The following is a 25,998-nucleotide window of genomic DNA, read 5'->3' as shown; positions in this document are numbered from 1 at the left end:
CGCCAAAATACTTGGTGATCGCCGCCGTCAGCGACGTCTTGCCATGGTCGACGTGACCAATCGTGCCAATGTTCACATGAGGCTTAGTGCGCTCGAATTTACCTTTTGCCATAGTCTCTTTCCTTGGACGGCCTAGGGACGGCCTGGACCTTCAGTTCAGTCGAATGCGGGGCGATTAGCGACTAAGGCCGAAAAACACAAGTGCCTTGTCGCCGAGCGCGCTCGCCCGCCCGAACGCGTGATCCGGTTTCGGAGAATGTGGCGCGGATATAGGAACGAACAAGGGCAAATGGAATGGTTACGGCGGCGGCTGACGGCTTTGACGGATTTACAGCCGGATCTGGCCCATTGCCGCTCTGGCGCCGGTCTGATTTCGTGGGCCGATGCATTTCATCCCGACTGCCATACGAGGCCCGCTGTTCATGGTCGTTTCGACCGGGTCCTACATCGTCAACGACACGATGATGAAGCTCGCAACCGCGGGACTGCCGCCCTATGAGGTGCTGTTCCTGCGCGGCGCTGCGGCAACATTGTGGGGCATTCCGCTGCTGTTCATGCTGGGCTATGGCAAGCAGATCCCGCTGATCCTAGACGCCAAGGTTTTGCGCAGGAACCTGCTCGAGCTGGGTGCTATCCTTTGCTACGTGGTGGCGCTCGCCAACATGCAGATCGCCGACTCGACCGCGCTCGGGCAGATCACGCCCTTGCTGATGCTGGTCGGCTCCTCGATGCTGTTTGGCGAACGGATCGGCGGGGTACGCCTGGCGCTGATCGGGCTCGGCTTTGTCGGCGCGGTGATGGTGGCACAACCGACAATACAAGGGATTTCGGTCTACGCCCTGCTGGCGCTAGGCAATGCAGCCCTGTCCGCGGCGCGCGATCTGGCCGGACGCAAGGTCGCCGCCGACGTGCCGGGAATGGTCGTGGCTATTTCCGCGGTGATTGTGGTGCTCGCGGGCGCCGGCGTTGCGCATCTGGTTTCCGAGCAGTGGGTGGTGCCTGGGACCGGTCACCTGCTGCTGATGGGCGGCGCCGGACTGTTCCTGATCTTCGGCCACTTCTTCATCTTCATGGCCTATCGCGTCGGGCCGACCAGCGTGGTGGCGCCGTTCTACTATTGCTTTACCGTCTGGGCGGTGATTTCAGGCCTGGTGGTATTCCGGCAGCTCCCGAATGCGCTGGCCATCTGCGGCATCCTGCTGGTGGTGGCCAGCGGGTTGACCATCGTCTCGCTCGACGAGCGCAAGCGCCGGTTGACCGTCGTCGCTTGAAACTGAAATCGGCCTGCACAATGGGAGGAGCGCGTGGCAAGCCCGGATGACAACCAGAATTCACGCAACCGCACGCTCGCCGGAAAGTGCCTGTGCGGCGCCGTTCAGTACGCGGTGGCGGACGCGTTCATCTATGCCGCGAACTGCCACTGCTCGAACTGCCGGCGCACCACCGGCTCGGCCTTCAAGCCATTCGCCGGCATCGAGCGCGACAGGCTGAGCCTGGCGACGGGCGAGGACAATCTCATGATCTTCGGCGACGAAACCGGCCATGATGCGCACTGCAAGACTTGCGGCTCGTTGCTCTATTCGGTGGTCCGCGACGGTGCCTTCGTGCATGTCGCCATGGGAAGCCTCGTCGACGAGCCGACCATCCGCCCGACGCAGCACATCTTCGTCGGCTCCAAGGCAAAGTGGTTCACGATCACCGACGATCTGCCGCAATATGAAGAACACGCGGTCGCCGGAGATGCCGGCGAATAGCTGACCGTTAGAAACGCTCAACCAAATTATCGTTTCGTTTTCGCGTGCGCCGCCAAGCAAACTATACTGTGCTCCGTCACTGAACTTATGTCGCGGAGATTTCTGTGGCATTGCCGCCCGACTGGTTGCCCAATGTTGCGATGAGGCGCGTCATTTGCCATTGGACGGCAGGCTCGCATTCGGCCGGCGATACCGACAGGGATGCGTATCACATACTGGTCGAGGGGAATGGCCGTCTGGTCAGGGGCCGGCCTTCGATCGCACTCAATTCGGGCCGGGTAAAACCGGGATATGCCGCGCACACGCTCAACTGCAACGGCGGCTCGATCGGGGTTCGCTCTGCTGCATGGCCGGGAGGAAAGGCCGTTCGATGCCGGCCGCTATCCGATGACCAGGGCGCAGTGGGACGCGATGACCGCGGTTGTCGCCGAACTCTGCAAATATTACCGCATCAAGGTCACGTCCAAAACGGTGCTCTCGCATGCCGAGGTCGAGAGCAATCTCGGCATAGAACAACGCGGAAAATGGGATTCACCCGGCTGCCCTTCGATCCGACGATCAGCGGCGCAAGCGCCTGTGGCGAACGGCTGCGCCGCGACGTGACGGCGGCAATGGGCTTGATGCCAAATCTGCCGGTGAGGATTGGGCGCGATGCGGCATGGCAGCGACTGCTCGAGGAATTATGGCCGATCATGGTGAGAGGGCTGGAAGCCGGCCTCAACACGCTGATCCGCGAAATCCTCAAAAGGATCAGATAGGCGGTCGGCATTCGGGTGAATGCCGACGCAACTGCCGAACGGCTTCTACAGAGCCCTCTTGCCGCTGAACTGGTGATAGGCCCACAGGACAACCACGGCACCGACAACGGCTACGATCAGGCTGTAGATGTTGAGCCCGGTAACGCCCGACGCACCAAACGCACTGAAGATGAGCCCGCCGACGATAGCCCCGACAATCCCGAGCACGATGTCGAGCACAAGGCCTTGCCCGCTTTTATTGACAATCTTGCTGCCTATGAAGCCGGCGATGACGCCGAGAATAATCCAGCTTAATATTGACATTTTTCCTGTCCGTTCCCCGCGCTCGATTACTTCCACATTATTAAGCAAAGCTCAAGCCAACTTGAAAATCATGATTACGGAAAGCTCAAACCGGCTTGAAATTCGCCATGAATGCGTCATTGTCGGAGACGGACGGGCAATTTGACATGGAGATCCACAATGGGACTGTTTGACAATGCCGTTCCCGGCGGCAACGTCGCCAAGCCGCTGATGATCGCGCTCGGTGCACTTTTGGTGGGAAAAATGCTGAGCGGTGGAAGTTCCGCCCAGCCGGAGGCAGCGCAAAGCCCTGCCCCCGTCCCGCCTGATGCAACCGCATCCGCCGACGGCGGACTGCTCGGCGGTCTGGGCGGCCTGCTCGACAAACTGAAGGACGCCGGCCACGGCAACGTCGTCAATTCGTGGGTCGGCACCGGTCAGAACCAGCCGATCAACCCCAGCGATCTGGGCAGTGCTCTCGGGCCACAAATCATCCAGGAGATCGCCCAAAGGACGGGCCTGAACCAGCAGGAATTGCTCCAGCAATTGTCCGCGGCCTTGCCCGGGCTTGTCGACCAGCTGACGCCGAAAGGGCAAGTGCCGCAGCAGAACCAACTCGCGTCCATATTCAGCAAATTCGCGAGCTGACGCCTGTCGCCCAATGCCGCCTGCGGGTTGGGACAACGATATGCGTAAAACACAGATTAGAGTTCGTCGCGCGTCCGTTTGGACGCGCAACGAATACTTTGAACTATCGGCAAAGCGCTTCGCTTGGCGCTGCCTGCTTCGGGATCGTGCGCGAGGGACGCGGCGGCTGCGGGAAATCTGGAGCGGGTAGCGGGAATCGAACCCGCATATTCAGCTTGGAAGGCTGCTGCTCTACCACTGAGCTATACCCGCGCCTTTCAGTCAAGCGTCGGATCCGCTCCGACGCTCGCTCTGCGTTTCAGGGCTTCCGGGCCGGCAGTGGTGGAGAGGGTTGGATTTGAACCAACGTAGGCATAGCCAACGGATTTACAGTCCGTCCCCTTTAACCACTCGGGCACCTCTCCAGTCTGCCGCCGGAGCCATGCAACGAGGCATCGACGCGTCGCGGCCGCCAAAGCAGCCCTTCCGCGAAGCGCCTTATGGCGGCAGCGCCCAAAACTGTCAACCGCAACAGCCCGGCAAAAAGCGCTGAATCTCACGCCTCGCCCGACAAGCAGCTTCTGCGGCTGTATCCATGGCCGGACGACACGGCTATAGAAGCCGGCCATGAGCAACGATAACAAGTCCAAGACCCCGAAAGACACCCACTACGCCAAGCTGCGCCGCGCGCATCGCGACGAGAAGAGCGGCGGCGCGCCGTCGTTCAGGCCACGCCAGCCGGTGCCGGCCGGCGAGAACCCGGCGGATGGACTGGTGCGGCTCTACGGGCTGCACACGGTGCGGGCGGCGCTCGACAATCCGCGTCGCAAGATCAAAAAAATGCTGGTGACGCGCAACGCTGCCGAGCGGCTGGCAATCGCCGATCTCGGTGCTTTGGCCTTCAAGGCGGAACTGGTCGAGCCCAGGGACATCGACAAGGTCACCGGCTCCGATGCTGTGCACCAGGGTGTGCTGATCGAGGCCGAGCCGCTGAAACCGAAGCGGCTCGATGCGCTTGGCGACGCCAGGCTGGTGCTGGTGCTCGACCAGATCACCGATCCGCACAACGTCGGCGCGATCCTGCGCTCGGCGGTGGCCTTCGGCGCCGGCGCGCTGATCACCACGGCGCGCCACAGCCCGCAGGAATCCGGCGTACTGGCGAAGTCGGCCTCCGGTGCGCTGGAGCACATCGATCAGATCGAGGTGAAGAACCTCGCCGACGCGCTCGGCCAACTGCACGAGGCCGGATTCCAGACGATAGGGCTGGATTCGGACGGTCCGGCGGAGCTCGAAAAGAGTTTTTCGGGAGAAAAGATCGCATTGGTGCTGGGCGCCGAGGGCAAAGGCCTGCGCCAGAAAACGCGCGAAACGGTGACGACGCTTGCCCGGCTCGACATGCCCGGCGCCATCCGCTCCCTCAATGTGTCGAACGCGGCGGCGGTGGCGCTTTATGCGGCAAGGAAATTTTTGAAAGAGTGAATGGTGAATGGTGAATGGTGAATGGTGAGACTGCACGTAAGTCGTGACCAATTCACTATCAACTACTCACCTATCTGCTACTGACTACCTACCCACCATTCACTATTCACCCACTTCACATCCCGCCATCCGCTCCAGCGCTCGAACAAGCGCCGAATGATCTTCCTTAGCCCCACCATTCGCCGCGCAAGAATTGAACAATTGCTGCGTGGTCGAGGTGTTGGGCAGCGCCACGCCGAGGGCTTTCGCGCCTTCCAGCGCGAGATTGAGATCCTTCTGGTGAAGTTCGATGCGGAAGCCCGGCGCGAAGCTGCGCTTGATCATGCGCTCGCCGTGCACTTCGAGAATGCGCGAGGCGGCGAGCCCGCCCATCAGCGCTTGCCTGACCTTGGCCGGATCGGCGCCGGCTTTTGAAGCAAAGACAAGCGCTTCGGCGACGGCCTCGATGGTCAGCGCGACCACGATCTGATTGGCGACCTTGGTTGTCTGGCCGACGCCGTTCGGTCCGACCAGCGTGATGTTCTTGCCCAACTTCTCGAAGATGGGCCTGGCGCGTTCGAAGGCTTTTTCCTCGCCGCCGACCATGATGGTCAGCGACGCTGCCTTGGCGCCGACCTCGCCGCCCGACACCGGCGCATCGAGATAGTCGCAGCCGAGATCGTTGATCTTTTTTGCGAATTCCTTGGTCTCGATCGGCGAGATCGAGCTCATGTCGATGACCAGCTTGCCTCTTGTCAGCCCGGACGCGACGCCGTTTTCGCCGAACAGCACGTCGGCCACCTGCGGCGTATCCGGAACCATGGTGATGACAATGTCGGCCGTTTTCGCGACGGCGCTGTGGCCAGAGACGATCTTCAGACCCTTGTCGACGAGATCGGCCGGCGGTTTCGAGCGGTGGTCGCTGGCGAAGACTTGATAGCCGGCGTCGAGCAGATGCCCCGCCATCGGCGCGCCCATGATGCCGAGGCCGATGAAGCCGATGGTTTCCATGGTAGTTCTCCGTTTCTTGTTAAGGCGGCGTTCCTGCGCGCCCCCCTCTGGCCTGCCGGCCATCTCCCCCACGAGTGAGGAGATCGGCAGTTCCCGCGCCGGCCCTCCCGACCTCGAAAATTGGCGAAAGCGGCGGTGACATCCAATCTCCCTCCTTGTGGGGGAGATGCCAAGTTTTGGCAAAGAGGGCAGGCCAGAGGGGGGCGCGAGGGAACGCGACGTGCGACACGTAGCGTCTACGCCGCCGCACTCCCCTGCCCGGCCGCGTCCCGAAACCACCCCAACCCGGCTTCCGTTCCGCCCTTTGCCTTGTATTCTGCGCCGACCCAGCCGGAATAGCCGATGCGGTCGATGTGGTTGTAGAGGAAGGGAAAATTGATCTCGCCCGTCCCCGGCTCATGGCGGCCGGGATTGTCCGCAAGCTGGATATGTGCGATGCGGCTGAGGTTTGCCTCTATGGTACGGGCGAGATCCCCCTCCATGATCTGCATGTGATAGATGTCGTATTGCAGGAACAGGTTCTTCGAGCCGACGCGGTCGATCAGCGCCAGGGCCTGATGCGAGTAATTCAGGAAAAAACCCGGAATGTCGCGGGTGTTGATCGGTTCGATCAGCAGCCTGATGCCGGCCTGCTCCAGCTTTTCGGCCGCGAAAGCCAGATTTTCGGCGAAGACGTCTTCCAGCACGGAGCGATCGACGCCCTGCGGCGCGATGCCGGCGAGGCAATTGACCTGTTCGCAGCCCAGCGCGTGCGCATAGGTGACGACCTTGGCAATGCCTTGCCGGAACTCCGGCACGCGGTCCGGCAGGATCGCAATGCCGCGTTCGCCCTTGGCCCAGTCGCCGGCAGGCAGGTTGAACAGGACCTGCGTCAGCCCGTTCTTCTTCAACCTGGCCGCGACCACATCCGGCGCATGGTCATAGGGGCCGATATACTCGACGCCCTTGAAGCCGGCGCGGGCGGCGGCATCGAAGCGGTCGAGGAAGTTATGCTCGGGAAAGAGCATCGAAAGATTGGCTGAAAACCGTGGCATTCTTCTTCTCCCAGTCAGTCCAGCATGACGATCGCCGTGGGGGCATCTTCGTGATGCTCGGCAAGTTCCTCGAATTCGGTGATCTTGTCGATTTCGGTACCCATCGAAACATTGGTGACGCGCTCGAGGATGAATTCGAGCACCACCGGAACCTGGTGCTCGTTCATCAGCTGCTGCGCCTCTTCGAAGGCACCGGCGAATTCCTCCGGCCGGCGCACCCGGACCGCCTTGCAGCCCATCGCCTCGGCAACGGCGACGTGGTCGACGCCGTAGCCCGCCTCAGGTTCGTCTTTCCGGTTGACGTTCTCGAAGGCCAGGCTGACCTCGAAATCCATCGAAAAGCCGCGCTGTGCCTGGCGGATCAGGCCGAGATAGGCATTGTTCACCACGACATGGATGTAGGGCAATTTGTGCTGTGCGCCGGCCGCCAGTTCCTCGATCATGAACTGGAAATCATAGTCGCCGGACAGCGCGACAATGGTGCGGTCCGGATCGGCGGCGCGAACGCCGAGTGCTGCCGGCAATGTCCAGCCGAGCGGCCCGGCCTGGCCGCAATTGATCCAGTTGCGCGGCTTGTAGACATGCAGGAACTGCGCCCCGGCGATCTGCGACAGGCCGATCGTGGTGACATAGGTGGTGTCGCGGCCGAACGCCTTGTTCATCTCCTCGTAGACGCGCTGCGGCTTCAGCGGCACCTGCTCGAAATGGGTCTTGCGCTTCATTGTCTTCTTGCGCTGCCGGCATTCGCCGGCCCAGCCCGACCAGTCGCGCAATTTTCCGGCCGTCCTCCATTCGGTGGCGACGTCTAGCAGCATTTTAAGCGCCGCACCGGCATCCGAGACGACGCCAAGGTCCGGCGCGAAGACCCGGCCGATCTGCGTCGGCTCGATATCGACGTGGATGAACTTCTTGCCTTTGGTGTAGACGTCGACCGAACCGGTGTGGCGGTTGGCCCAGCGGTTGCCGATGCCGAAGACGAAATCGGCTTCGAGCATCGTCGCGTTGCCGTAGCGGTGCGAGGTCTGCAGGCCGCACATGCCGGCCATCAGACGGTGGTCGTCGGGGATCGCGCCCCAACCCATCAGTGTCGGGATGACAGGCACGCCGGTGACTTCGGCGAATTCGATCAACAGGTCCGACGCATCGGCGTTGATGATACCGCCGCCGGCGACGATGACAGGCTTTTCCGCTGCGTTCAGCATCGTCAACGCCTTCTCGGCCTGAGCGCGCGACATTGCTGGCTTGAACGGCACCAGCGGCTCATAGGCATCAATGTCGAACTCGATCTCGGCCAGTTGCACATCGACCGGCAGATCGATCAGCACCGGCCCCGGCCGCGACGAGCGCATCAGATGGAACGCTTTCTGCAGCGCCATCGGCACCAGATAGGGCTCCATGACGGTGACCGCCCATTTGGCGACGGGTGCAGCGATGGCGGCGATGTCGACGGCCTGAAAATCTTCCTTGTTGAGACGCGCGCGCGGCGCCTGCCCGGTAATGCAGAGGATCGGGATAGAATCGGCAGCGGCCGAATAGAGACCGGTGATCATGTCGGTGCCGGCGGGACCCGAAGTGCCGATGCACAGCCCGATATTGCCCGACCTGGCGCGGGTAAACCCTTCGGCCATATGCGAGGCCGCCTCGACATGACGCGCAAGGATGTGGCGGATACTGCCCCTCGCCTTCAGCGCCGAATAGAGCGGGTTGATCGCAGCACCCGGCACGCCGAAGGCACAGGAGATGCCTTCCTTTTCGAGAACGAGAACCGCTGCGTCGACTGCGCGCATCCTGGCCATGTCAGCCTCCACGGAATTGTTGATAGCCGATGATGCCACCGCACCAACGATTTCTCAATTTTTTCAGAATATTTTTTCATTTCTAGAAAACGGCTCTTGTGGATTGAATTGATTTGGCTTTCTGTTTTCCACGAATTCACTTCGCAAAGCGGTGAAAAACTTTTCCATTGCCTATTTGGGCAAACAGAGCGAAGAACGGCCCGATGGAAACCACCGAAAAACGCCAGCGCGGCCGGCCGCGCGCCTTCAACGGGCCGTCCGAGGCCGCTTCGGTGCAGTCGCTGGACCGGGCGCTGCGCATCCTGGCAATCGTGGCCGATGGCAGCGGCCTGTCGCTGAGCGAGATCGCCGCCAGTTCCGGTCTGCCAGCATCCACCGCCTACCGCATGCTGACGACGCTGGAGAACCATGGCATGGTCGAGTTCGACGGCACCGACCAGCTGTGGTCGATCGGCGTCGAGACCTATCGCATGGGCGCGGCGTTCCTGCGCCGCCGCAAGCTGGTGGACCGCGCCCGTATCGTCATGCAGGAATTGATGGAGAAGACCGGCGAGACCGCCAATCTCGGCGTCGCCGAGGACGATTGCGTCGTCTTCGTCAGCCAGGTCGAGACCCATCAGGCGATCCGCGCCTTCTTCCGGCCAGGCACGCGCAGCTCCTTCCATGCCTCGGGTATCGGCAAGGCGGTGCTGGCGCATCTCGAGCCGGAACGCGTCGCCACCATCCTGCGCCGGGCCGGGCTGGAGCGCTTCACTGAAAACACGCTGTCCGACATCTCGGCTCTCGCCCGCGACCTGGTGACGATCAAATTGCGCGGCTGGTCGGTCGACGACGAGGAGCGGCATCCGGGTATGCGCTGCGTCGCCGCCGCCATCTTCAACGAATTCGGCGAGCCGATCGGCGGCGTTTCGGTCTCCGGGCCGACGGTGCGGGTCACGCCGGAACGGCTAGCCGAGATCGGCCCGCTGGTACGCGATGCAGCTGCAGAGGTGACGAGGATGATCGGCGGCCTGCCGACCCGTCCCGGCCTTGGCAGCGAACCGAGCGCATGGCAGCGCTGACCAGCGCCGAATGGTGCGACATCAGCCAGGATGGCCAAAGCTAGGCCCCGGGCACCGCGCTCTTGGTCGATAGGTCGTAGAAATCAAGCAGCATCGCCAGCCCAACTCCGCAGGCGGTGAAGATGAGGCCGGCAATGAAGATACGATTGGCGCGTTCAAGAACGCGCCGTTGTAGAGACGTTAAGTCGAGCAGCAACCGCAGCGCTCGTATCTGCAGGGCAATGCCGATCAAAATCGGCACGACTGCGGCCAGGTGATAGATTTCCCATGGTATCGGGTTGGCGGCCCAATGCGTGATGAAGCCCAACGAGAACGCCAGCAGGATGCCGACGGTGGTGATTGTGCCGTTGCGGAAAACCGTCTCGATCGGCTCTTCGTTCGGATCGTGCTCGCCCAAGCGCCCTCTCCCTGTTTCGGCTCGGCAGTAGATTAGGCTGTCGGGAAATCGCTGTACATCCGGCAAGAGCCGAACGGCGGGATAAGGCAGTCTTCAGTGTTGGCGGTTGGCGAAAGCCGTTCGGCAATCCAATCTCCCCCCTTGCGGGGGAGATGTCCGGCAGGACAGAGGGGGGTGGGAAGGATCGCCGGCTTCGATGTTTAGCCACTCCAACTGGGAATTGGCTTAGGACTTGACTGTCATCTATTGACAGGTAGTGCGGGACAGCACCCCCCTGTGCCCTGCCGGGCATCTCCCCCGCAAGGGGGGAGATTGGCAGTTTCATCGACGGCGCCCAATTCGAAAATGATGCGCTATGCCGACAGTGGCGGTCGACCATTCGAATAGGAGCCCAGACACACAGAAAATGGGGCAGTGGGGTGCCCCTTCTTCCGGTGCCTGAAACGGTCACCTCCTCTCAAGCTGGCATAGTGGCTCTCAAAGCCGGCAGCGATGGCGATAACCGTCTTAGCCGACATAGGTGTCCGAGTACGGGTCGTAGCTCTGGTAGCGATTGAGGCAGCGCCGGACGTGCCAGGAGCCGCCGTCTTCCTCGATATAGACGGTGCGCGGCTGGGCCAGCGCGCTGCCGAGCAGGAAGCCGCCGACACCTGCGGCAATACCGATGCCGAGGTGCTTGTGCTTGTGATGGGCGGCTGAAGGCTGAACCGTGCCGACCAGCATGGCGGCGGCGACAGTGGTGGCGACGAGGCCGGAAACGATGGTGCGCTTGAACATGACGATCTCCTTGTTGTGGGAGGCGATCCAACCGCCCCTTGACCATCAGTCGTCGCAACAAGGAAAAAGGTTCGAAGATCTTTTTGGATTTTTTCTCGACGGGGGAAATCGCCCGGTCTGATGCTGTCAGCCGCGCGACCACGAACGGTCGCGCCGTCGACAGTTCACCGGAACAATCGGCAGGCCTCAGCCCATGCCGGTGATATGGCGAAGCCAGAAGGCGAGCGCGATGAAGCCGATGATGGTGGTGACGCCGGTCCAGTCGATATTGGCGCGCTTCAGATCCTTGATGAGCTTCACCAGGAGAAGCCAGGTCACGACGACGAGCGGGAGAATGATGACAAACCTGATCATGCGACAGCCTCGCTGATGCGATTGCACCTTCGATCAATATAGGGAGCGAATTGGCCGTTTTCAGGACGCCCTGGCGGCAGAACCGGCGCGTTCGCCGGGAACCGAAAAACGGAGTTTTGTCTTTACTGGCGCAACAAATATGCTAACCGAGGCGCCGTGCCCTTGTAGCTCAGCTGGTAGAGCAGCGGTTTTGTAAACCGAAGGTCGGCGGTTCGATCCCGTCCGGGGGCACCAGCACGGGCTTCTTGAGACCTCCGGGGCGCCTGATATCTGCTCATCCCCGATATCCACAGGCCGGGGCCGTCAGGATCGGTAGCACATCAGCTTCAACGCATATATTCCCTAGCGGAAACCATAGTTCCCTAGCGGAAAACCTAGGAGTCTTCGTTGGAGCAGAGACGCACGACTACCCCCTTCGTCAGCGGCATGTTTGGTGGCGTTGTCGTCTTCGCCTTCGCCTTCGGCTTCCGTTTCCTGATAAGTCCCGATCCTGATCCTGCATCAAGAGCAACGACAAGTCTTTCGGTACTGGCCTTCGCCATTTGTTTCGGCGCGGCATTCCTTCGCGAGCATCGACGCCAGATTGCCGCCGCCCGAGAATTTCTAAGCCGCCCAAGAACGTATTAGGCCCCACGCGTTCCCGACCGTCCCCCCTCGGCGAACCACAAATTTTGCGTGAGTTGCCGGCTTAATCTGACATCAGATTGCGCTTTGGCGTCTCATACCAGGAGATCCCTAGCCTATTCGTGTCTTGCGCTTACAGGGCGGTCATTTCGGCCGCTCTCCGGGCTCCGGGCCATTTAACAGCATTCGATTAAATTGCTCCTGTGTATATTAGCACTCGCTCAATTAAGCGCGCCGACAATGGCCGTGCGGCGGGCCAAAAACCAAAGGGTGTTGTCATGCGAAGCGATTTCGCCGCGGCGCGAGAGCTTTTGGAGTGCGCACAAAACCGCCTCTGCGGCGCGGATGAAACGAGCCGACGCGTCAACGAGGCCCTCGACGCGCTGATTGAAGAAATAGCCATCGCGGAATTCCGCAAGGCGCCACTGACGGTCGTGCCGTTTCCACGAGCGCGCCCGCCTAAGCATATCCGGTAGAGCGCCGGTCGCGCCCGTGTCGACGGAGCCGGCGCAAGAATTTCACAATCGCCCGTTCGAGCGTCGTTGAACGACCAACCCTTTAACCGTAACCTTGCCGGCAGCGGTGCTCTGAACCCGGAGCTGATCCATGTCACGTTGTGGAGATGTCTACGAGAACAAGGTGACCGGCGAATATGCAGTCATCCTGCGTGGCACCGAAGACCGCGGCCAGGGACCTGGCATCGCTCATCTGACCGCCCGGCCGGGAGCCGCAGTGGTGGGCGAGCACTTCCACCCGAACCTGACAGAACGGTTTACCGTCCTCGGCGGCCGGCTCGACGCCTGCATCGGCGGGAAGACTTTGTCTCTGGGGCCTGGCCAATCCGCCACGGTCGAAGCGGGCGTCGCACATGATTGGTGGAACAGCAGCAAAACCGAAGAAGCGCATGTGCTGGTCGAAGTCGATCGGGCGCCAGGTGCGGAAGATGTCGACCCGAACCGTTTCGAGCTGCTGATTGGCATGCTCTTCGGCCTGGCCAATGCCGGCAAGGTGGACAGAAAAGGCAGACCTTCGCCGCTTCAGGCGGCAGTCATCGCCAGGGAATTTGCCGACGTGATCGTCTTCACGCACCCGCCACCTTCGATTCAGCAAGTGGCGCTGGCGATCCTAGCGCCACTCGGCCATCTGCTCGGCTATCGCGCGATCGACCCGGACTACTGCAAGCCGCACGGGCATGTCACGCCGGCTCCTGAAATCCTCGCTAGAGCAGGCCTAGTAGCCGGATGATCCGGGTCCATATTGGGCGCCCGGCATTTTTGTCGGCAGCCATACATAGGACTCGCGGCAAGCTCTATGAAGCACTCGCGACCTGACCGGATATGGCGACCCGGTCGAACGTGTTTCTCACCCTGACCGACTTGTAGACGTAGGCGACCCAGATGCCGGTCAAGACAAAAGAAACTGCGGGCATTACCAGCGCATGCCCTGCAAGCACCAAGCTCACAGGAGCGCTCATAACCGCTGAGATCCATACCGCGTCCAGAATAAACACGATTGGTATTGCAAACCACTGATACAGGAATAGCTGCTTGAAGCGGTAACTCCGCAGCAGCATCGCAAAGAGCACAACCACCTGGAACACCGCAAACGCCAGCAAGAGGGCAATCTCTCCGTAGACCGCCAAAGTGCCATTCGGGAGCGTCATGAGCTGTCGGTAGCCTTCACTCGATGAGCCCAATGAGACGAGCGTGCGTAGCGGAGAGAAAGCCTGAAGGATCGCCAGCAGCATAAGCCAGCCTCCGAAACCTACGAGAGCCGAAGTATCCTGTAATGGCTTTGCGGCTGACCGAACGGCAAAGAAAACAGGCACGCCGATCAGCAGCAGCACTATAGCCCAATGCCAGATGGAAATCTGCATCCAATCCCTCCTTGATGCCCTTTTAGGTTGTAACAGATTTCAACCTCAACTCAAGAGGCAACATCGAGAGGAAGCGCTGCTTGCAGACCCGTCAACACTAGATTTCTGGCATGATACTATTTCCGGCAGGATGCAGCCATGTCGCGAACTCTGATCGTCGTTGGTCTCAGCATAGTCGCCATAGGCCTGCTGTGGCCTTGGTTGGCCCGGACCGGCCTTGGCAGGCTGCCCGGCGATATCGTGATCGAGCGTGAGAACTTCAGGCTTTATGTCCCCATCACCACGGGGATACTGGTCAGCATCGTGCTCTCGGCCATTCTATGGCTGATCAACCGTTAGGCGATGCTCCGGCTGCGGCGATTTGTGTTGCAGGCCCTACTCGCTCTTGATCTTCTTACATTCCGATTGCCGCCACCAATATCCGGTTCTGCCTGCGTATCGCCGTGCGCAGTTCGGCAATCCTCGCCTCCTCTCGCTTCACGAATTCGATGAACATCATGTTCATGTTGTTGAAGATGAGTTCGCCCAGCGCCGGCCCGTCGATGTCGCGGCGTACCAGGCCGAGCGCCTGCAGGCGGGCGATCAGCGCGCGGATCTGCTCGGTCAGTGCGCGGTCTAGCGCGGTGTAGGCCTGGCCGAACGGGCTGTCGGGCAGTTGCGTCGAGATCGCCATGGCCTGCCGCCACATCTCCTTGCTGAGGTAATGCAGCGAGTGCTCGATATAGATGCCGAGCAGCGTGTCCAGCGCGTCGCCGATATTGGCCGGCGGGTTGGCGACGACGCCGCGCCCGGCATTGAGCACCTCGTTGACCTCCATCGAGACGATGGCGCCGAGGATGTCGCCCTTGTTCTGGTAGTAATTGTAGATCGTGCCGACCGAGACTTCGGCCTGCGCGGCGATGGTCTCGATCTTGGCGCCTTCATAACCGGCATCGCGGAAAAGCGCCGCCGCAGCCTCTATGATGCGGCGGTGCCGATCCGCCTTCTGCCTTGCCCGCAATCCGCTCATAGCGGCTGTTTGCCACAAAAACAGAATTGACTCAATTTTAGAATTGGTTCAATTTTTTGCCACAAGCCAAAAAGGCAAGGGAGAACACTCGATGTCCGTCAATCCAAAGACCCCCAATCCAACCGTCAGGAATCCGCTTTCCGTTCTGAAGAGCCATCTCCAAGGCGCGTGCGCCGCGGCAGCACTGCTGCTGGCGGCTGGCAGCCTCGCTCAGGCGCAGGACCTCAATGCGTTGATCTGGTGCGATCACGCCGATCCGGCACTGCTGCAGCCGTTCGAGGAAGCGAACGGCGTCAAGGTCAATGTCAAGGAGTTCGAAGGCACCGGCGCCGGCCTGGCCATCGTCGAACAGTCGCAGCCCGGCGATTGGGACGTGATGGTGATCGACAGCATCGACGTACCGCGAGGCGTCGAAAAGGGCCTGTTCGAACCGCTGCCGGAAGACAAGCTGCCGCTGTCCGACCTCTTCCCGCAGGTGAAGATGGACAGTTCCACCGTGGTCGACGGCAAGCGCTACGGCATCACCGAAAAGTTCGGCTACAACACGATCGGCTACAACAAGACCAAGGTCGACCCGGCCGACATGCAGTCGATGGCGGCGCTGACCGGCGACAAATACAAGGGCAAGATCGCCATCTACGATTATTACCTGCCGGTCATCGGCATGGCCGCACTGGCGATCGGCAAGAGGACGGCGGAACTGACCGAAGCCGACCTTCCCGCCATTAAGGAAGAGCTGCTCAAAATGAAGGCCAACGCCAAGCTGGTCGGCGAAGTGACCGCCAGCCAGACGGCGCTGGCAACCGGCGAGGTCGACATACTGGTCGGCGGCGGCGAATGGGTGACGGCCGGGCTAGCCAAGGAAAACCCGGCGCTGGACTTCTCGATCCCGAAAGAAGGCGCCGTGTTGTGGTCGCAGTCGCTGGCAATGTTCAAGGATTCCAAGAACAAGGAGCTGGCGCTTAAATTCATCCAGTACATTATGAGCCCCGAAGGCCAGGCGCGGCTCGCGACCTCGTCCTGCTATTGGGGCATGCCGGCCAACAGCAAGGCGGCGTTGAGCGACGAGCAGAAGAAGATCCTGCGTTTCGACGAGCAGCCGGAATTCCTCGCCCGCGCCCAGTCCTATCCGGCGCCGAACGCCGATCTCGACAAGAAGATGCAAGACGTCTGGACCGAAATGCTGCAGGCGCAATGACCGGCTACCGGTCGTGAGCGCTGCCACGAAGAGTGAGCGTGCCCTGCCCTGGGCGCTGGTCACGCCGGCGCTCGGCTGGACGCTGCTGTTCTTCGTGCTGCCCTTCGTCGCCATGGCGGTATCCAGCCTGACCGCGCATGAAGGCGGCGGCTTCACGCTGTCCAACTACAGCCAGTTCTTTGCCAATCCATCTTACTGGCAGGCGATGGTGAACTCGCTGCAGGTCACCGCTATCGTTACCGTGATCTCCGTGCTGCTTGCCTATCCCTTTGCGTGGATCCTGGCCGAGCAGGTGCCGGAGCGCTGGCAGCGGCTGGCGCTGATGCTGGCGGTGCTGCCGTTCTGGACCTCCTATGTCGTGCGCTCCTATTCGTGGCTGCTGGTGCTGGCGCAGAACGGCGTCGTCAACCGGGCGCTGACCGGCTCCGGCCTGCTCGGCGAACCGCTGCAACTCGCCAATACGCGGCTAGCGACCGTCACCGGCTTCGTGCATTTCTTCGTCATGCTGCTGACGCTGACGATCTTTGCCAATCTGAAGCAGCTCAGCCCAAGCTACCGCAAGGCCGCCGCCGACCTCGGCGCCGGGCCGGTGCGCACATTCCTGCACGTCGTTTTGCCGCTGACGCTGCCGGGCATCATGGTCGGCGCCTTTCTCACCTTTGTGCTGTGCATCGGCGACTACATCACGCCGCAGATCCTCGGCGGCAACAACGAGCTGTTGATGCCGCAGCTCGTCATGATGCAGATCGGCCGGCGCGGCGACTTTCCGCTCGCCTCTGCGCTGTCGATCATTCTGATGGCGGTGGTCACCATCGCCTATCTCGCCTGCGCCCGCTGGCTGAAGATCGAGCGGGCCTGACCATGCGCGCTTTCATCCGCCTCGTCTCCGGCCTTTATGCCCTCGCCATCTATGGCTTCATCTTCCTGCCGGTGGTGGTGCTGGTGCTGTTTTCGCTGCAAGCGACGTCGTTTCCGATCCCGCCCTTCACCGGGCCTTCGCTGCGCTGGTACGAGGCCGTGCTCGCCGACACGCGGCTGACTTCGGCGCTAGTCAATTCGCTGCTGGTGGCAATCGTCTCCTCGGCTCTCGCCATCACGCTCGGCTTCCTCTCCGCCTGGGGTTTTGCGCGCTTCGTCTTGCCGGGCTCAGGCCTGATGCGCGGGCTGATCACCTTGCCCTTGACCGTCAGCTATCTGATCATCGGCATGGGGCTGCTGGTGCTGTTCAATTGGGCCGGCGTGCCGAAGTCGCTCACTGCCGCCGGCATCGGCCATGTGGTGATCAACCTGCCGCTCTGCTTTGCCATCGTCTACAGCCAGATGGGCGACCACCAGATCAATATCGAGCGCGCTGCGCGCGACCTCGGCGCGCCGGAATGGAAGGTGCTGCTGCTGATCACGGTGCCTGTCATGGCGCCGGCCATCTTCGCCGGCTACTTCCTGTCGATGACCTTCTCCTGGGACGAATTCGTCATCTCGTTCCTGTTGACGCGCTTCGACACGACGCTGCCGGTCGAGATCTGGAACCTGCTGCGCTCCGGCCTCAATCCCAAGACCAACGCCGTCGGCTCGCTGGTCTTCGCCGTATCCATCGTACTGGTGGTATTGTTCGAGCTGATGCTGTTGCGGAGGAAGCCGGCATGAGTGCGCCACTGGTCGATATAAGCTCTGTCTCGCATCGCTTCGGCCAGCACACGGTGCTGAAGAACGTCTCGCTGACGATCGAGCCGGGCAGCTACACGATCCTGCTCGGGCCGTCCGGCTCCGGCAAGACGACGCTTCTGTCCATCCTCGGCGGCTTCGTCACGCCGAGCGAAGGCAAGGTGCTGATCCGCGGCGAGGACTGCACCGCCGTGCCACCGGCGAAGCGGCCGACGACGACCGTGTTCCAGGACTATGCGCTGTTTCCGCATATGAGCGTCGGCAGCAATGTCGGTTTCGGCCTGCGCATGCAGGGCGTCGATGGCGCAACCCGAGCAGCGAGAGCGCGCGAGGCGCTGGCGCTGGTTGGGCTGGCCACCGCCTTCGACAAGAAGCCTCACCAGCTTTCAGGCGGTCAGCGGCAGCGCGTGGCGCTGGCGCGCGCCCTGGTGGTCGAGCCGGCGGTGCTGTTGCTCGACGAGCCGCTCGGCGCGCTCGACCTGAAATTGCGCCGGCAGATGCAGGACGAGTTGAAAGCGATCCAGAAACGCGTCGGCACCGCCTTCATCCACGTCACCCACGACCAGGAAGAGGCGATGGCGCTGGCCGATCATTGCGTGGTGATGAATGACGGGCGCATCGAGGACGAAGGACCGCCCGAGCGCGTCTATGCACGGCCGGCGACGCGCTTTTCCGCGACTTTCATGGGCGAAAGCACGCTGATATCGGGAACGGTGACGGAGGCGAAGAGCGGCAAAATCACCGTCACCACGAAGCTTGGGTCGCTCTCGCTGCCCGGCACATTGCCGACCGGCTCGACCGTTGTGCTGGCCATTCGGCCTGAGCATCTTGTCCTCGGCGCGGCCGGCGGCGCTGTGCCGCTTGGCATGGTCAAAGTGAGCGACGTTGTCTTCCAGGGCAGCTTCAAGCGTGTGCTGGGGACCTCCACGACCGACCCGGCGCTGCACTTCATCGCCAAGGTTCCCTCGGCATCGGCCGTCCAGCCGGGCGACGTGGTCGCGGTATCGTGCGATGCTGGCGACATCATCCTCCTTGCGGACTGAACATGAGCACGCTTCCAACCATCGACGCCGGCCACTGGTACGAAACCATCCGCATGGGCGATGGCGTGACGCTGATCCACGAGCCGTGGATCAAGCCGTTCTTCCGCTGCAACATCTGGCATGTGCGCGGCCGCGACCGCGATCTGCTGTTCGACACCGGCCTCGGCCATTTCAGCTTGCGGTGCCACGTGCCGCTGGTGACGGAACGCAAGCTCGTTTGCGTGGCCAGCCATACGCATTTCGACCATATCGGCTGCCATCACGAATTTCCCGACCGCTGCGTGCACCCGGCCGAGGCCGAGATCCTCGCCGACCCGCGCAACGAATGGACGGTTGCCGACCGCTATGCCACCGACGAGATGTTCGACGGCATGCCGCAAGGCTGGGACACGAAACGCTACCGGATCCTGCCCGCACCAGCCGGCCGGTTGCTCGAACAAGGCGATGTCGTCGATCTCGGCGACCGCGCCTTCGAGGTGATCCACACGCCCGGTCATTCACCCGGCGGCATTGCGCTCTACGAAAACAGGACGGGCATCCTGTTTTCCGGCGACATCGTCTATGACGGACCGCTGATCGACGATGTCTATCACTCCGATATCGACGACTATGTCGAAACGCTGCTGCGCATGCGCGATCTCGATGTCTCGGTCGTGCATGGCGGCCATTTCCCGAGCTTCGGCAAAGTCCGCTATCGCCAGCTTGTCGACGAGTATCTCGCGCAAAAGCGCAAGGCCGGCTGCCACCTGCTCGCCCGATAAGCACTGGCGCAGTGGCGTCAAAGCGCCCTTTGCGGACAGGGTGTCCCCACCGCGTCGCCGCAGCGTGACGCCGTAGGCTCGGGTCTAAAACTCTTTTCCTCCGACTGGCGCACCAGTTCCGCGAAAGCCAGGGCAAAACTTGCCAGCATCAGGAAGACAATAATCAAGCGTGCCAGCGGCAATAGATCGGCCTCGACTGGTTAGCCCCACGCCGCCCGTCCGCTGCCGGCTAACATGATCGATCCGGCTTTACGAGAGTTTAAGGCGAGTCTTAACCATCACATCATTTTGTCCCGCGACATGATGCGCGAGTGCGGCTTGTTTGGCCGCCAACTCAAGGCACCTCCCTCCCTTTGCAGAAATGCCCACCCATGCTAACCCGGCGCTGGCGCGGCCCAGCAACCGGTCGCCGCCAATCGGTCGCCAAACGGTCGTCGCCAATCGGTTGTCGTTGAGAGCCATGAGCAAAACCGCCAGCCGTTTCGCCTTCGTCTCATCCGGTACAGCCGACGCCAATGCGGCGCTGGAAAGCCTTTCTGCACGTTACGGCCAGGCATCCGTCGAAGAAGCCGGGATCGTCGTGGCGCTCGGCGGCGACGGCTTTCTGCTGCAGACCCTGCGTGAGACGATGAGCACGGGAAAGAAGGTCTACGGCATGAACCGTGGCACCATCGGTTTCCTGATGAACGAATACCGCGCCAGCGGCTTGACGGGGCGCATCGCGGCGGCCGTTGCCGAAACGATCCGTCCGCTGGAGATGCAGGCGGTGACGGCGGAGGGCGAGACGATTTCGGCGCTCGCGATCAACGAGGTCGCGCTTTGGCGCCAGTCCTACCAGACCGCCAAGATCCGCATCACCGTGGATGGGCAAGAGCGGCTGGAGGAACTGCACTGCGACGGCGTGATGATTGCGACGCCGGCCGGCTCGACCGCGTATAATCTGTCGGCGCACGGGCCGATCCTGCCGCTCGACGCTCCGCTGCTGGCGCTGACCCCAGTCAGCCCGTTTCGTCCGCGCCGCTGGCGCGGCGCGCTGCTCTCCAACAAGGCGATCGTGCGTTTCGACATTCTGGAGCCGGAAAAGCGGCCGGTGAATGCCGCCGCTGACCACACCGAGGTCAAGGCGGTGACGACGGTCACGGTGAGGGAATCGCCGACGGCAACGGCGACGCTGCTGTTCGATCCCAACCATTCGTGGAACGAGCGCATTCTCGCCGAACAGTTCAGGTATTGAGCCGGCGCAGCAGCCACTGCGCAAATTAAGCATCGCGATTAAGGTTACGACTTCACAATCGCGCCAATGCCACCCGTTTGTGTTGACAAATCGTGGGCTTGCGCCTACCTGCAATACCAATCTTGCAGGCGCGCGGCGCTTGCCGCGACTGCTTATGTTGCGCCCCCGAACCAGCCAAAGACAGCCAAACTTGTCCTCAGACACCCAGATCGCTCAAGAAGCGTTGACCTTCGCAGACCTCGGCCTGTCGCCGAAGGTCCTTTCCGCAGTTACCGATGCCGGCTACACCGAGCCGACGCCGATCCAGGCTGGCGCCATCCCTCACGCCTTGCTCGGCAAGGACGTGCTGGGCATTGCCCAGACCGGCACCGGCAAGACGGCGTCCTTCGTCCTGCCGATGCTCACCCGGCTGGAAAAGGGCCGCGCCCGCGCCCGCATGCCGCGCACGCTGATCCTCGAGCCGACGCGCGAGCTCGCCGCGCAGGTCGAGGAAAACTTCGTCAAATACGGCAAGAACCACAAGCTCAACATCGCGCTGCTGATCGGCGGCGTGTCCTTCGACGAGCAGGACAAGAAGCTCGAGCGCGGCGCCGACGTGCTGATCGCGACCCCCGGCCGCCTGCTCGACCATCGCGAGCGCGGCAAGCTCCTGCTCAATGGCGTCGAGATCCTCGTCATCGACGAGGCCGACCGCATGCTCGACATGGGCTTCATCCCCGACATCGAGCGTATCTGCGAGATGATCCCGTTCACCAGGCAGACGCTGTTCTTCTCTGCGACGATGCCGCCGGAGATCACCAAGCTCACCGAGAAGTTCCTGCACGCGCCGGTGCGCGTCGAAGTGTCGAAGGCTGCGTCCGCCGCCACCAACATCATCCAGCGGCTTGTGAAATCCGGGCCAAAGCCCTGGGACAAGCGCGAGACGCTGCGCAATCTGATGAAGGCCGAGGATGCCGAGCTGAAGAACGCCATTATCTTCTGCAACCGCAAGGTCGAGGTGTCGGAGCTGTTCCGCTCGCTGCTGAAATATGATTTCGACGCCGGCGCCCTGCATGGCGACATGGACCAGCGCGCGCGCATGCAGATGCTGGCGAATTTCCGTGACGGCAAGCTGCGCTACCTCGTTGCTTCGGACGTCGCGGCGCGCGGCCTCGACATTCCCGATGTCAGCCATGTTTTCAATTACGACGTGCCGATCCACGCCGAGGATTACGTCCACCGCATCGGCCGTACCGGCCGCGCCGGACGCTCCGGCAAATCCTTCACCATCGCGACCAAGTCGGATACCAAATACATCGACGCGATCGAACGGCTGATCGGCACTAAGATCGAATGGCACGACGGCGACCTATCGACGGTCGTCGCCAGCGAGGGCGGCGAGGATGAGGCGCCGCGCCGTGGCCGCGGTGCACCACGCCGCGCCGGCCGCAAGGACGACGCCAAGGACAGGGGCGAGCGCAAACCGCGTGAACGCCACGCCAAGCGCAGCGAAGAAGCAGCGCCGGAAGCAGTTAGCGAGGAACAGCCGGTCGTGGCCGAAGCCACCGTCGCCGACATAGGCGAGCGGCGTACCCGCAAAGACGCGATCCGCTCCGAAAATACCGAACGCAAAGCTTCGCCCGATCGCAACGAACGGCGCGCGCCCGAACGCGGCGACACCAGGCCGCAGCGCGAGCGCCCTGCCCGCCAGCGCCAGGAAGACAATGACGCGACCGTCGGTTTCGGCGACGACATGCCGGCCTTTATGCGGATCGTCGCCAAGGTCTGATACGGCGCTCGCGCGTACACCGACGCGCGAAGCATTGCCGCGAGTCAGTCCGGCAGGCCCGCCTTCCGAAGGCCTTCGATGTATCTGCTGCGATCGTCCGGTCGATAAAACGGCGGCAGCACCTCGGCGAGATTCGAAAGCCGCAGCGAAGGATCGAACTCGCAGACCCGGGCCATCATTTGCTGCGCTTCCGACAGGCGCCCCGCAAGGGCATGACTCGCCGCCACTACACGCATCGCGCTCACATAGTTCGGTTGGTACCGCAGCGACTTTCCCGCCCAAGCGACGGCGTCATCGTAGCGGCCGGCACAAAAATGAGCGAGTCCGGTGTTGAATTGCCAAGCGAACAGGCGTGGATCCAATGGGCTTAGGCGCATGGCAAGCGCGGCGTGCTCGACGGCCTTGCCTGGCTCGCCCAAGCAAGCCCTCACCCAGCTGCTGACGCCCAAAGCAGCGGCCAAGTTCGGGTTGAGCGCGAGCGCGCGATCGATGCAAGCCGCACTGTCATCAAGGTCGCCACCTACGTAGCCGAGGACGTATCCACCGAAGGTAAGCGCAATCGCATCGTCCCTTCCGAGTTCGACCGCTCTCCTGGCCAGTCGAGTAGCCTCGGCATTCTCTTTCGCGCGGTCGACCATCCAGCCGTTGCTTTTTCGGGTGGCGTAGCACCGCGCCGCCCGCGCATGGGCTATCGCGAACTCCGGGTCACGGTCGATCGCGTTCATGAAGAGGCGCAAGGCATCGTCAATGGCCGATCTGCTAGTGATCGTCCGGTCAAAGGCCGCCACCCCGCGGAGATAGTAGTCGTAAGCGTCGAGGCTCTCCGTCGGCTTGCTCTTGGCACGCTCGATCTCGGCCTCCTCCACTTTCGGCGTTATTGCGCCCACTATGCTTGAGGCGACCTGATCCTGCAGATCGAAGACTTCGGCGAGCGTTCCGTCAAAACGGTCGGCCCAGAGATAGGCCCCTGTCGAGGTGTCGATGAGTTGCCCGGCGATGCGCAGGCGATCACCCGTCCGGCGTACACTTCCCTCAACCACATAGCGCACGTCCAACTCGCGCCCGACCTGCTTTAAGTCTACGGCCTGGCCCTTGTAGGTGAAGCTCGAATTCCGGGCGATGGCGTACAGGTGGCGGAAGTGAGTTAAGGCTATGATGATGTCCTCGACTATGCCGTCGGCAAAATACTCCTGCTCCGCATCGCCGCTTAAATTCTGAAATGGCAACACCGCTACCGACGGTCGATCGTGATGTTTCGTCGGGACCGGCAAGACTTGCGGCTGCGGTACCACATCAGATCTAGGTGCGGTCCGCTGATATTCGGCTCCCTTCCGTGATTGCAGCGAAGCCGCCAAGGAGACCGTCTGTGCCTCAGGTTCCGCGCCCAGATGCTTCTTCAAGAGAGCCCGACAGGACTCGAACTGTCGCAAAGCCGCGTTTTCGTGGCCCGTGAGGGTATGGATCCGCATCAACGCCCGATGGGCCGCCTCCACGGTCGGATCCGAAGCGAGCAGCCTCTCCGCGAGCCCTTCGCAGGCCGATTCTTCTGCGGAGCCGGGCTCGGAGAGAGCGAGGCTCAGCCGCTCCACCAGCTGCTGTGCCTTCCGTTGATACTGGCTCTGATAAGGTCCAAACCACTCGTCCAGTTCGTCAGGAATGGCTTGCCCGGCAAGCAGCTCACCGCGGTAGAGATCGGCGGCGACGGCGAGATCGGCGGTTCGGCCCTGCTCTAATTTCCGGTCGAAGATCGAGATGTCCGCCTCATCCGGACCGGCAAAAAGCGCGACGGTTTCCTGATCACCATCGATATAGACGGTTGCATCCGAGCTGGCGGGGAACGTGCGCCTGATGTCGACCAGCGCTTGCCGCAGACTATTGCGGGCCTGCCCGTTGCTTCGCCCCGGCCAAAAAGTTTCGGAAAGCTGCTCGCGACGATGGCCGCGGCGGCCTGCGAGAACCAGAGCAGCAAAAAGAAGCGAAGTCTTGCGTGTGGCGAACCGGACAGGCCGGTGCTCCGGGGAAGTAACCTCCAGGCCACCAAGCAACCGGATGCGCACAAATCCTCTCCAGACTTCGACCGCAGCGACAGAATAGCATCTCGGTGGATCGATTTAACACCGATTTAACGGCCGATCGCCGGACTTCTCCCAGTTGTTCACGCCCAGCCGAACAGCCCGAAAACGCCTGCGTGGCACGCTCCCATCCGCAAACTCGAAATGGGAGACCAAAACAATGGCTCACACGGAACCTCGCGCCGCCCGCAGCATGGCCAAACGCTTGCTTGGGTCTAGCCTTAAAGACGCAGCAATGATGATCGCTGCCTTCAGCGGTTGGCGGCGGACCGTCGCAAGACGCAGGGCACTGGCAGATTTGACGACCGATCAGCTGAAGGACATCGGTCATTCGGAGGTCCATCAGCCCGCACTCGACGCCGTCACAGCTGTTCTGATCACGAACTTGATGTCGATGAGGTAAGATCGGCGTTCAGTTTGGTCTGGGCCCTAAAGGTTCTTGAGCTCCAGGCGGGATGCCAGCAGGTCCAGAAAAGCGCGGACTTTGGCCGAGGATGATCTGCCTTCCGGCCACACGGCGTGTATCGGCACCGGCACTGGCTCGAATTCGGTCAGAACCAGTTCCAAACGGCCATCGTCCACCAAGTGCCTTACCTGCCAAAGCGGCGAGTAGCCCAGACCCAATCCGTGAACCGCGGCTGCATAGATCGATATCATCAAATTCGACCGGAAGGTGCCCGCGACCTTCACCGGCCGGGGCTTGCCTTCAATCTGAAACATCCATTCCCCTGGGCGGCCGTCGACAGTTCGTACGATGCATTCTTGCTCACGCAATTCAAGCGGATGGGCCGGTCGGCCGTGTTGCTGGAAGTAGGCAGGTGCGCCGAACACCACGCGCCGCAGCGCCCCCAGGCGCTTCGCACGTAAATTGGAATCCGGCAAATTGCCGATCCTTACCGCCAGATCGAGACCCTCGGCATCAAGATCGACAAATTCATCGGAAAGCTGGAGGTCAACCCCGACCCGGGGATATGTCCGCATATAGTCGGCGATAACCGGCACGAGGAAGTCCGGGCCGAACAGAACCGGGGCACTCATGCGCAGGATGCCGGACGGCTCGGATCGTCGATTGGCCGCTTGAAGCCTGGCTTCGTTAATTTCCTCGACGGCGGGTTTGATGCGCTGGAAAAAGGCCGCTCCGGCTTCGCTCGGCGTCGAGCGGCGCGTCGTCCTGTGCAGAAGCTCGACCCCGATTGATTCCTCCAATGTCGCCAGAGACCGACTGACCGACTGCAGCGAGCGGTTCAGCCGGCGTGCGGCAGCCGTCAGGCTGCCATGCTCGACAATGGCAATGAAGGCTTCGAAATCCTCTATCCGGCTCATTGCCTATTTCTCCCGAAAACCGGGAGAAACTATCGCAAAATCGGTGAATTGTAACGCAGTTCGCTAGATTTTATCTTCCCTGCACAGGCCGAAAGGCAGACTCGAGGGAAGGAGATCGT

The 25,998-nt window shown here is 61.8% G+C and carries 30 protein-coding genes and 3 tRNA genes; 19 read left to right on the top strand and 14 right to left on the bottom strand.

Annotated elements, in window-relative coordinates:
- Positions 1-112, bottom strand: a 112-nt coding sequence (locus NKI95_RS28010; RefSeq protein ID WP_156465080.1) for a GTP-binding protein, incomplete at its 3' end; no start/stop codon positions are given.
- A 271-nt stretch (positions 113-383) separates the two neighbouring features.
- Between NKI95_RS28010 and NKI95_RS28005 the strand changes: the two genes are divergently transcribed.
- From NKI95_RS28005 to NKI95_RS27995, 3 genes are all read left to right on the top strand, one after another.
- Positions 384-1,271 (top strand): DMT family transporter, encoded by an 888-nt coding sequence (locus tag NKI95_RS28005; protein ID WP_352720819.1) that lies wholly within the window; start codon positions 384-386, stop codon positions 1,269-1,271.
- A 33-nt stretch (positions 1,272-1,304) separates the two neighbouring features.
- Complete coding sequence (locus NKI95_RS28000; protein WP_352720817.1) at positions 1,305-1,754, top strand: GFA family protein; 450 nt, start codon at positions 1,305-1,307, stop codon at positions 1,752-1,754.
- 524 nt (positions 1,755-2,278) lie between these two features.
- Positions 2,279-2,512, top strand: coding sequence for a hypothetical protein (locus tag NKI95_RS27995; RefSeq protein ID WP_352720815.1), 234 nt, complete (start codon positions 2,279-2,281; stop codon positions 2,510-2,512).
- A 45-nt stretch (positions 2,513-2,557) separates the two neighbouring features.
- Here NKI95_RS27995 and NKI95_RS27990 read toward each other — a convergent pair whose 3' ends face one another.
- Complete coding sequence (locus NKI95_RS27990; protein ID WP_023717513.1) at positions 2,558-2,815, bottom strand: GlsB/YeaQ/YmgE family stress response membrane protein; 258 nt, start codon at positions 2,813-2,815, stop codon at positions 2,558-2,560.
- Positions 2,816-2,974: 159 nt separating this feature from the next.
- On the opposite strand from NKI95_RS27990, the gene NKI95_RS27985 reads away from it, so the two are divergent.
- A complete protein-coding gene (locus tag NKI95_RS27985) occupies positions 2,975-3,442 on the top strand; it encodes a YidB family protein (protein ID WP_352720813.1) in 468 nt (155 codons plus the stop codon).
- A gap of 178 nt (positions 3,443-3,620) precedes the next feature.
- Here the strand turns inward: NKI95_RS27985 and NKI95_RS27980 are convergent.
- Positions 3,621-3,694: transfer RNA gene (locus tag NKI95_RS27980), tRNA-Gly, on the bottom strand.
- Positions 3,695-3,761: 67 nt separating this feature from the next.
- Positions 3,762-3,846, bottom strand: a tRNA-Tyr gene (locus NKI95_RS27975).
- A 202-nt stretch (positions 3,847-4,048) separates the two neighbouring features.
- On the opposite strand from NKI95_RS27975, the gene NKI95_RS27970 reads away from it, so the two are divergent.
- A complete protein-coding gene (locus NKI95_RS27970; protein ID WP_352720811.1) occupies positions 4,049-4,900 on the top strand; it encodes a TrmH family RNA methyltransferase in 852 nt (283 codons plus the stop codon).
- A gap of 102 nt (positions 4,901-5,002) precedes the next feature.
- Here NKI95_RS27970 and NKI95_RS27965 read toward each other — a convergent pair whose 3' ends face one another.
- The 3 genes from NKI95_RS27965 to gcl form a co-directional block, all read right to left on the bottom strand.
- The gene (locus NKI95_RS27965) at positions 5,003-5,890 is read right to left on the bottom strand and encodes a 2-hydroxy-3-oxopropionate reductase (protein WP_352720810.1); all 888 of its coding nucleotides are present in this window, start codon (positions 5,888-5,890) and stop codon (positions 5,003-5,005) included.
- Between the two features lie 236 nt (positions 5,891-6,126).
- Positions 6,127-6,924, bottom strand: a complete 798-nt coding sequence (gene hyi / locus NKI95_RS27960; protein WP_352720809.1) for a hydroxypyruvate isomerase — start codon at positions 6,922-6,924, stop codon at positions 6,127-6,129.
- 14 nt (positions 6,925-6,938) lie between these two features.
- Positions 6,939-8,720: a glyoxylate carboligase gene (gene gcl / locus NKI95_RS27955; RefSeq protein WP_352720808.1), complete on the bottom strand. Its 1,782-nt coding sequence runs from the start codon at positions 8,718-8,720 to the stop codon at positions 6,939-6,941.
- A 203-nt stretch (positions 8,721-8,923) separates the two neighbouring features.
- Between gcl and bhcR the strand changes: the two genes are divergently transcribed.
- The gene (bhcR, locus tag NKI95_RS27950) at positions 8,924-9,781 is read left to right on the top strand and encodes an HTH-type transcriptional regulator BhcR (RefSeq protein WP_352720806.1); all 858 of its coding nucleotides are present in this window, start codon (positions 8,924-8,926) and stop codon (positions 9,779-9,781) included.
- Between the two features lie 40 nt (positions 9,782-9,821).
- On the opposite strand, the gene NKI95_RS27945 is transcribed toward bhcR, so the two are convergent.
- The 3 genes from NKI95_RS27945 to NKI95_RS27935 all read right to left on the bottom strand — a co-directional run bounded on the left by NKI95_RS27945 (position 9,822) and on the right by NKI95_RS27935 (position 11,309).
- Entirely contained in the window at positions 9,822-10,178 is a 357-nt protein-coding gene (locus tag NKI95_RS27945) for a hypothetical protein (RefSeq protein ID WP_292665071.1), read from the bottom strand.
- A 507-nt stretch (positions 10,179-10,685) separates the two neighbouring features.
- On the bottom strand, positions 10,686-10,955 hold the full coding sequence (locus NKI95_RS27940) for a BA14K family protein (protein WP_352720805.1): 270 nt from the start codon (positions 10,953-10,955) through the stop codon (positions 10,686-10,688).
- A 186-nt stretch (positions 10,956-11,141) separates the two neighbouring features.
- A complete protein-coding gene (locus NKI95_RS27935; protein ID WP_352720803.1) occupies positions 11,142-11,309 on the bottom strand; it encodes a hypothetical protein in 168 nt (55 codons plus the stop codon).
- 158 nt (positions 11,310-11,467) lie between these two features.
- Here NKI95_RS27935 and NKI95_RS27930 point away from each other — a divergent pair.
- From NKI95_RS27930 to NKI95_RS27915, 4 genes are all read left to right on the top strand, one after another.
- A tRNA-Thr gene (locus NKI95_RS27930) sits at positions 11,468-11,543 on the top strand.
- A 153-nt stretch (positions 11,544-11,696) separates the two neighbouring features.
- Positions 11,697-11,936, top strand: a complete 240-nt coding sequence (locus NKI95_RS27925; protein WP_352720801.1) for a hypothetical protein — start codon at positions 11,697-11,699, stop codon at positions 11,934-11,936.
- 275 nt (positions 11,937-12,211) lie between these two features.
- Positions 12,212-12,409, top strand: a complete 198-nt coding sequence (locus tag NKI95_RS27920) for a hypothetical protein (RefSeq protein WP_352496180.1) — start codon at positions 12,212-12,214, stop codon at positions 12,407-12,409.
- Between the two features lie 130 nt (positions 12,410-12,539).
- Positions 12,540-13,178, top strand: a complete 639-nt coding sequence (locus tag NKI95_RS27915) for a cupin domain-containing protein (protein WP_352720799.1) — start codon at positions 12,540-12,542, stop codon at positions 13,176-13,178.
- A 64-nt stretch (positions 13,179-13,242) separates the two neighbouring features.
- On the opposite strand, the gene NKI95_RS27910 is transcribed toward NKI95_RS27915, so the two are convergent.
- The gene (locus NKI95_RS27910; protein WP_352720797.1) at positions 13,243-13,809 is read right to left on the bottom strand and encodes a DUF2569 family protein; all 567 of its coding nucleotides are present in this window, start codon (positions 13,807-13,809) and stop codon (positions 13,243-13,245) included.
- Between the two features lie 138 nt (positions 13,810-13,947).
- Here NKI95_RS27910 and NKI95_RS27905 point away from each other — a divergent pair, with 138 nt between their 5' ends.
- Positions 13,948-14,148, top strand: coding sequence for a DUF2905 domain-containing protein (locus NKI95_RS27905; protein ID WP_023679908.1), 201 nt, complete (start codon positions 13,948-13,950; stop codon positions 14,146-14,148).
- A gap of 55 nt (positions 14,149-14,203) precedes the next feature.
- On the opposite strand, the gene NKI95_RS27900 is transcribed toward NKI95_RS27905, so the two are convergent.
- Entirely contained in the window at positions 14,204-14,818 is a 615-nt protein-coding gene (locus tag NKI95_RS27900; RefSeq protein ID WP_352720795.1) for a TetR/AcrR family transcriptional regulator, read from the bottom strand.
- 91 nt (positions 14,819-14,909) lie between these two features.
- Between NKI95_RS27900 and NKI95_RS27895 the strand changes: the two genes are divergently transcribed.
- The 7 genes from NKI95_RS27895 (at position 14,910) to NKI95_RS27865 (ending at position 22,484) form a co-directional block, all read left to right on the top strand.
- A complete protein-coding gene (locus tag NKI95_RS27895) occupies positions 14,910-16,016 on the top strand; it encodes a polyamine ABC transporter substrate-binding protein (RefSeq protein ID WP_352720792.1) in 1,107 nt (368 codons plus the stop codon).
- 13 nt (positions 16,017-16,029) lie between these two features.
- On the top strand, positions 16,030-16,875 hold the full coding sequence (locus NKI95_RS27890; protein WP_352720790.1) for an ABC transporter permease: 846 nt from the start codon (positions 16,030-16,032) through the stop codon (positions 16,873-16,875).
- A gap of 2 nt (positions 16,876-16,877) precedes the next feature.
- Positions 16,878-17,660, top strand: a complete 783-nt coding sequence (locus NKI95_RS27885) for an ABC transporter permease (RefSeq protein WP_352720788.1) — start codon at positions 16,878-16,880, stop codon at positions 17,658-17,660.
- Positions 17,657-18,721 (top strand): ABC transporter ATP-binding protein, encoded by a 1,065-nt coding sequence (locus NKI95_RS27880; RefSeq protein ID WP_352720786.1) that lies wholly within the window; start codon positions 17,657-17,659, stop codon positions 18,719-18,721. The genes NKI95_RS27885 and NKI95_RS27880 overlap by 4 nt, the downstream gene beginning before the upstream one ends.
- A 2-nt stretch (positions 18,722-18,723) precedes the next feature.
- A complete protein-coding gene (locus NKI95_RS27875; protein WP_352720784.1) occupies positions 18,724-19,482 on the top strand; it encodes an MBL fold metallo-hydrolase in 759 nt (252 codons plus the stop codon).
- Between the two features lie 460 nt (positions 19,483-19,942).
- Positions 19,943-20,716, top strand: a complete 774-nt coding sequence (locus NKI95_RS27870; RefSeq protein WP_023679915.1) for an NAD kinase — start codon at positions 19,943-19,945, stop codon at positions 20,714-20,716.
- Between the two features lie 190 nt (positions 20,717-20,906).
- Positions 20,907-22,484, top strand: a complete 1,578-nt coding sequence (locus NKI95_RS27865) for a DEAD/DEAH box helicase (protein ID WP_352720782.1) — start codon at positions 20,907-20,909, stop codon at positions 22,482-22,484.
- Between the two features lie 44 nt (positions 22,485-22,528).
- Here NKI95_RS27865 and NKI95_RS27860 read toward each other — a convergent pair whose 3' ends face one another.
- Entirely contained in the window at positions 22,529-24,541 is a 2,013-nt protein-coding gene (locus tag NKI95_RS27860) for a BTAD domain-containing putative transcriptional regulator (RefSeq protein ID WP_352720780.1), read from the bottom strand.
- 175 nt (positions 24,542-24,716) lie between these two features.
- Here NKI95_RS27860 and NKI95_RS27855 point away from each other — a divergent pair, with 175 nt between their 5' ends.
- Positions 24,717-24,959 carry a YjiS-like domain-containing protein gene (locus NKI95_RS27855; protein WP_352720778.1) on the top strand — a complete coding sequence of 81 codons (243 nt, stop codon included), beginning with the start codon at positions 24,717-24,719 and terminating at the stop codon, positions 24,957-24,959.
- A 26-nt stretch (positions 24,960-24,985) separates the two neighbouring features.
- Here NKI95_RS27855 and NKI95_RS27850 read toward each other — a convergent pair whose 3' ends face one another.
- The gene (locus NKI95_RS27850; protein WP_352720777.1) at positions 24,986-25,879 is read right to left on the bottom strand and encodes a LysR family transcriptional regulator; all 894 of its coding nucleotides are present in this window, start codon (positions 25,877-25,879) and stop codon (positions 24,986-24,988) included.
- Positions 25,880-25,998 lie beyond the last annotated feature (119 nt).

The organism is Mesorhizobium sp. M0306 (assembly GCF_040321655.1).
Classification (GTDB): domain Bacteria; phylum Pseudomonadota; class Alphaproteobacteria; order Rhizobiales; family Rhizobiaceae; genus Mesorhizobium.
This window is presented reverse-complemented; position numbering and strand designations above follow the sequence as displayed.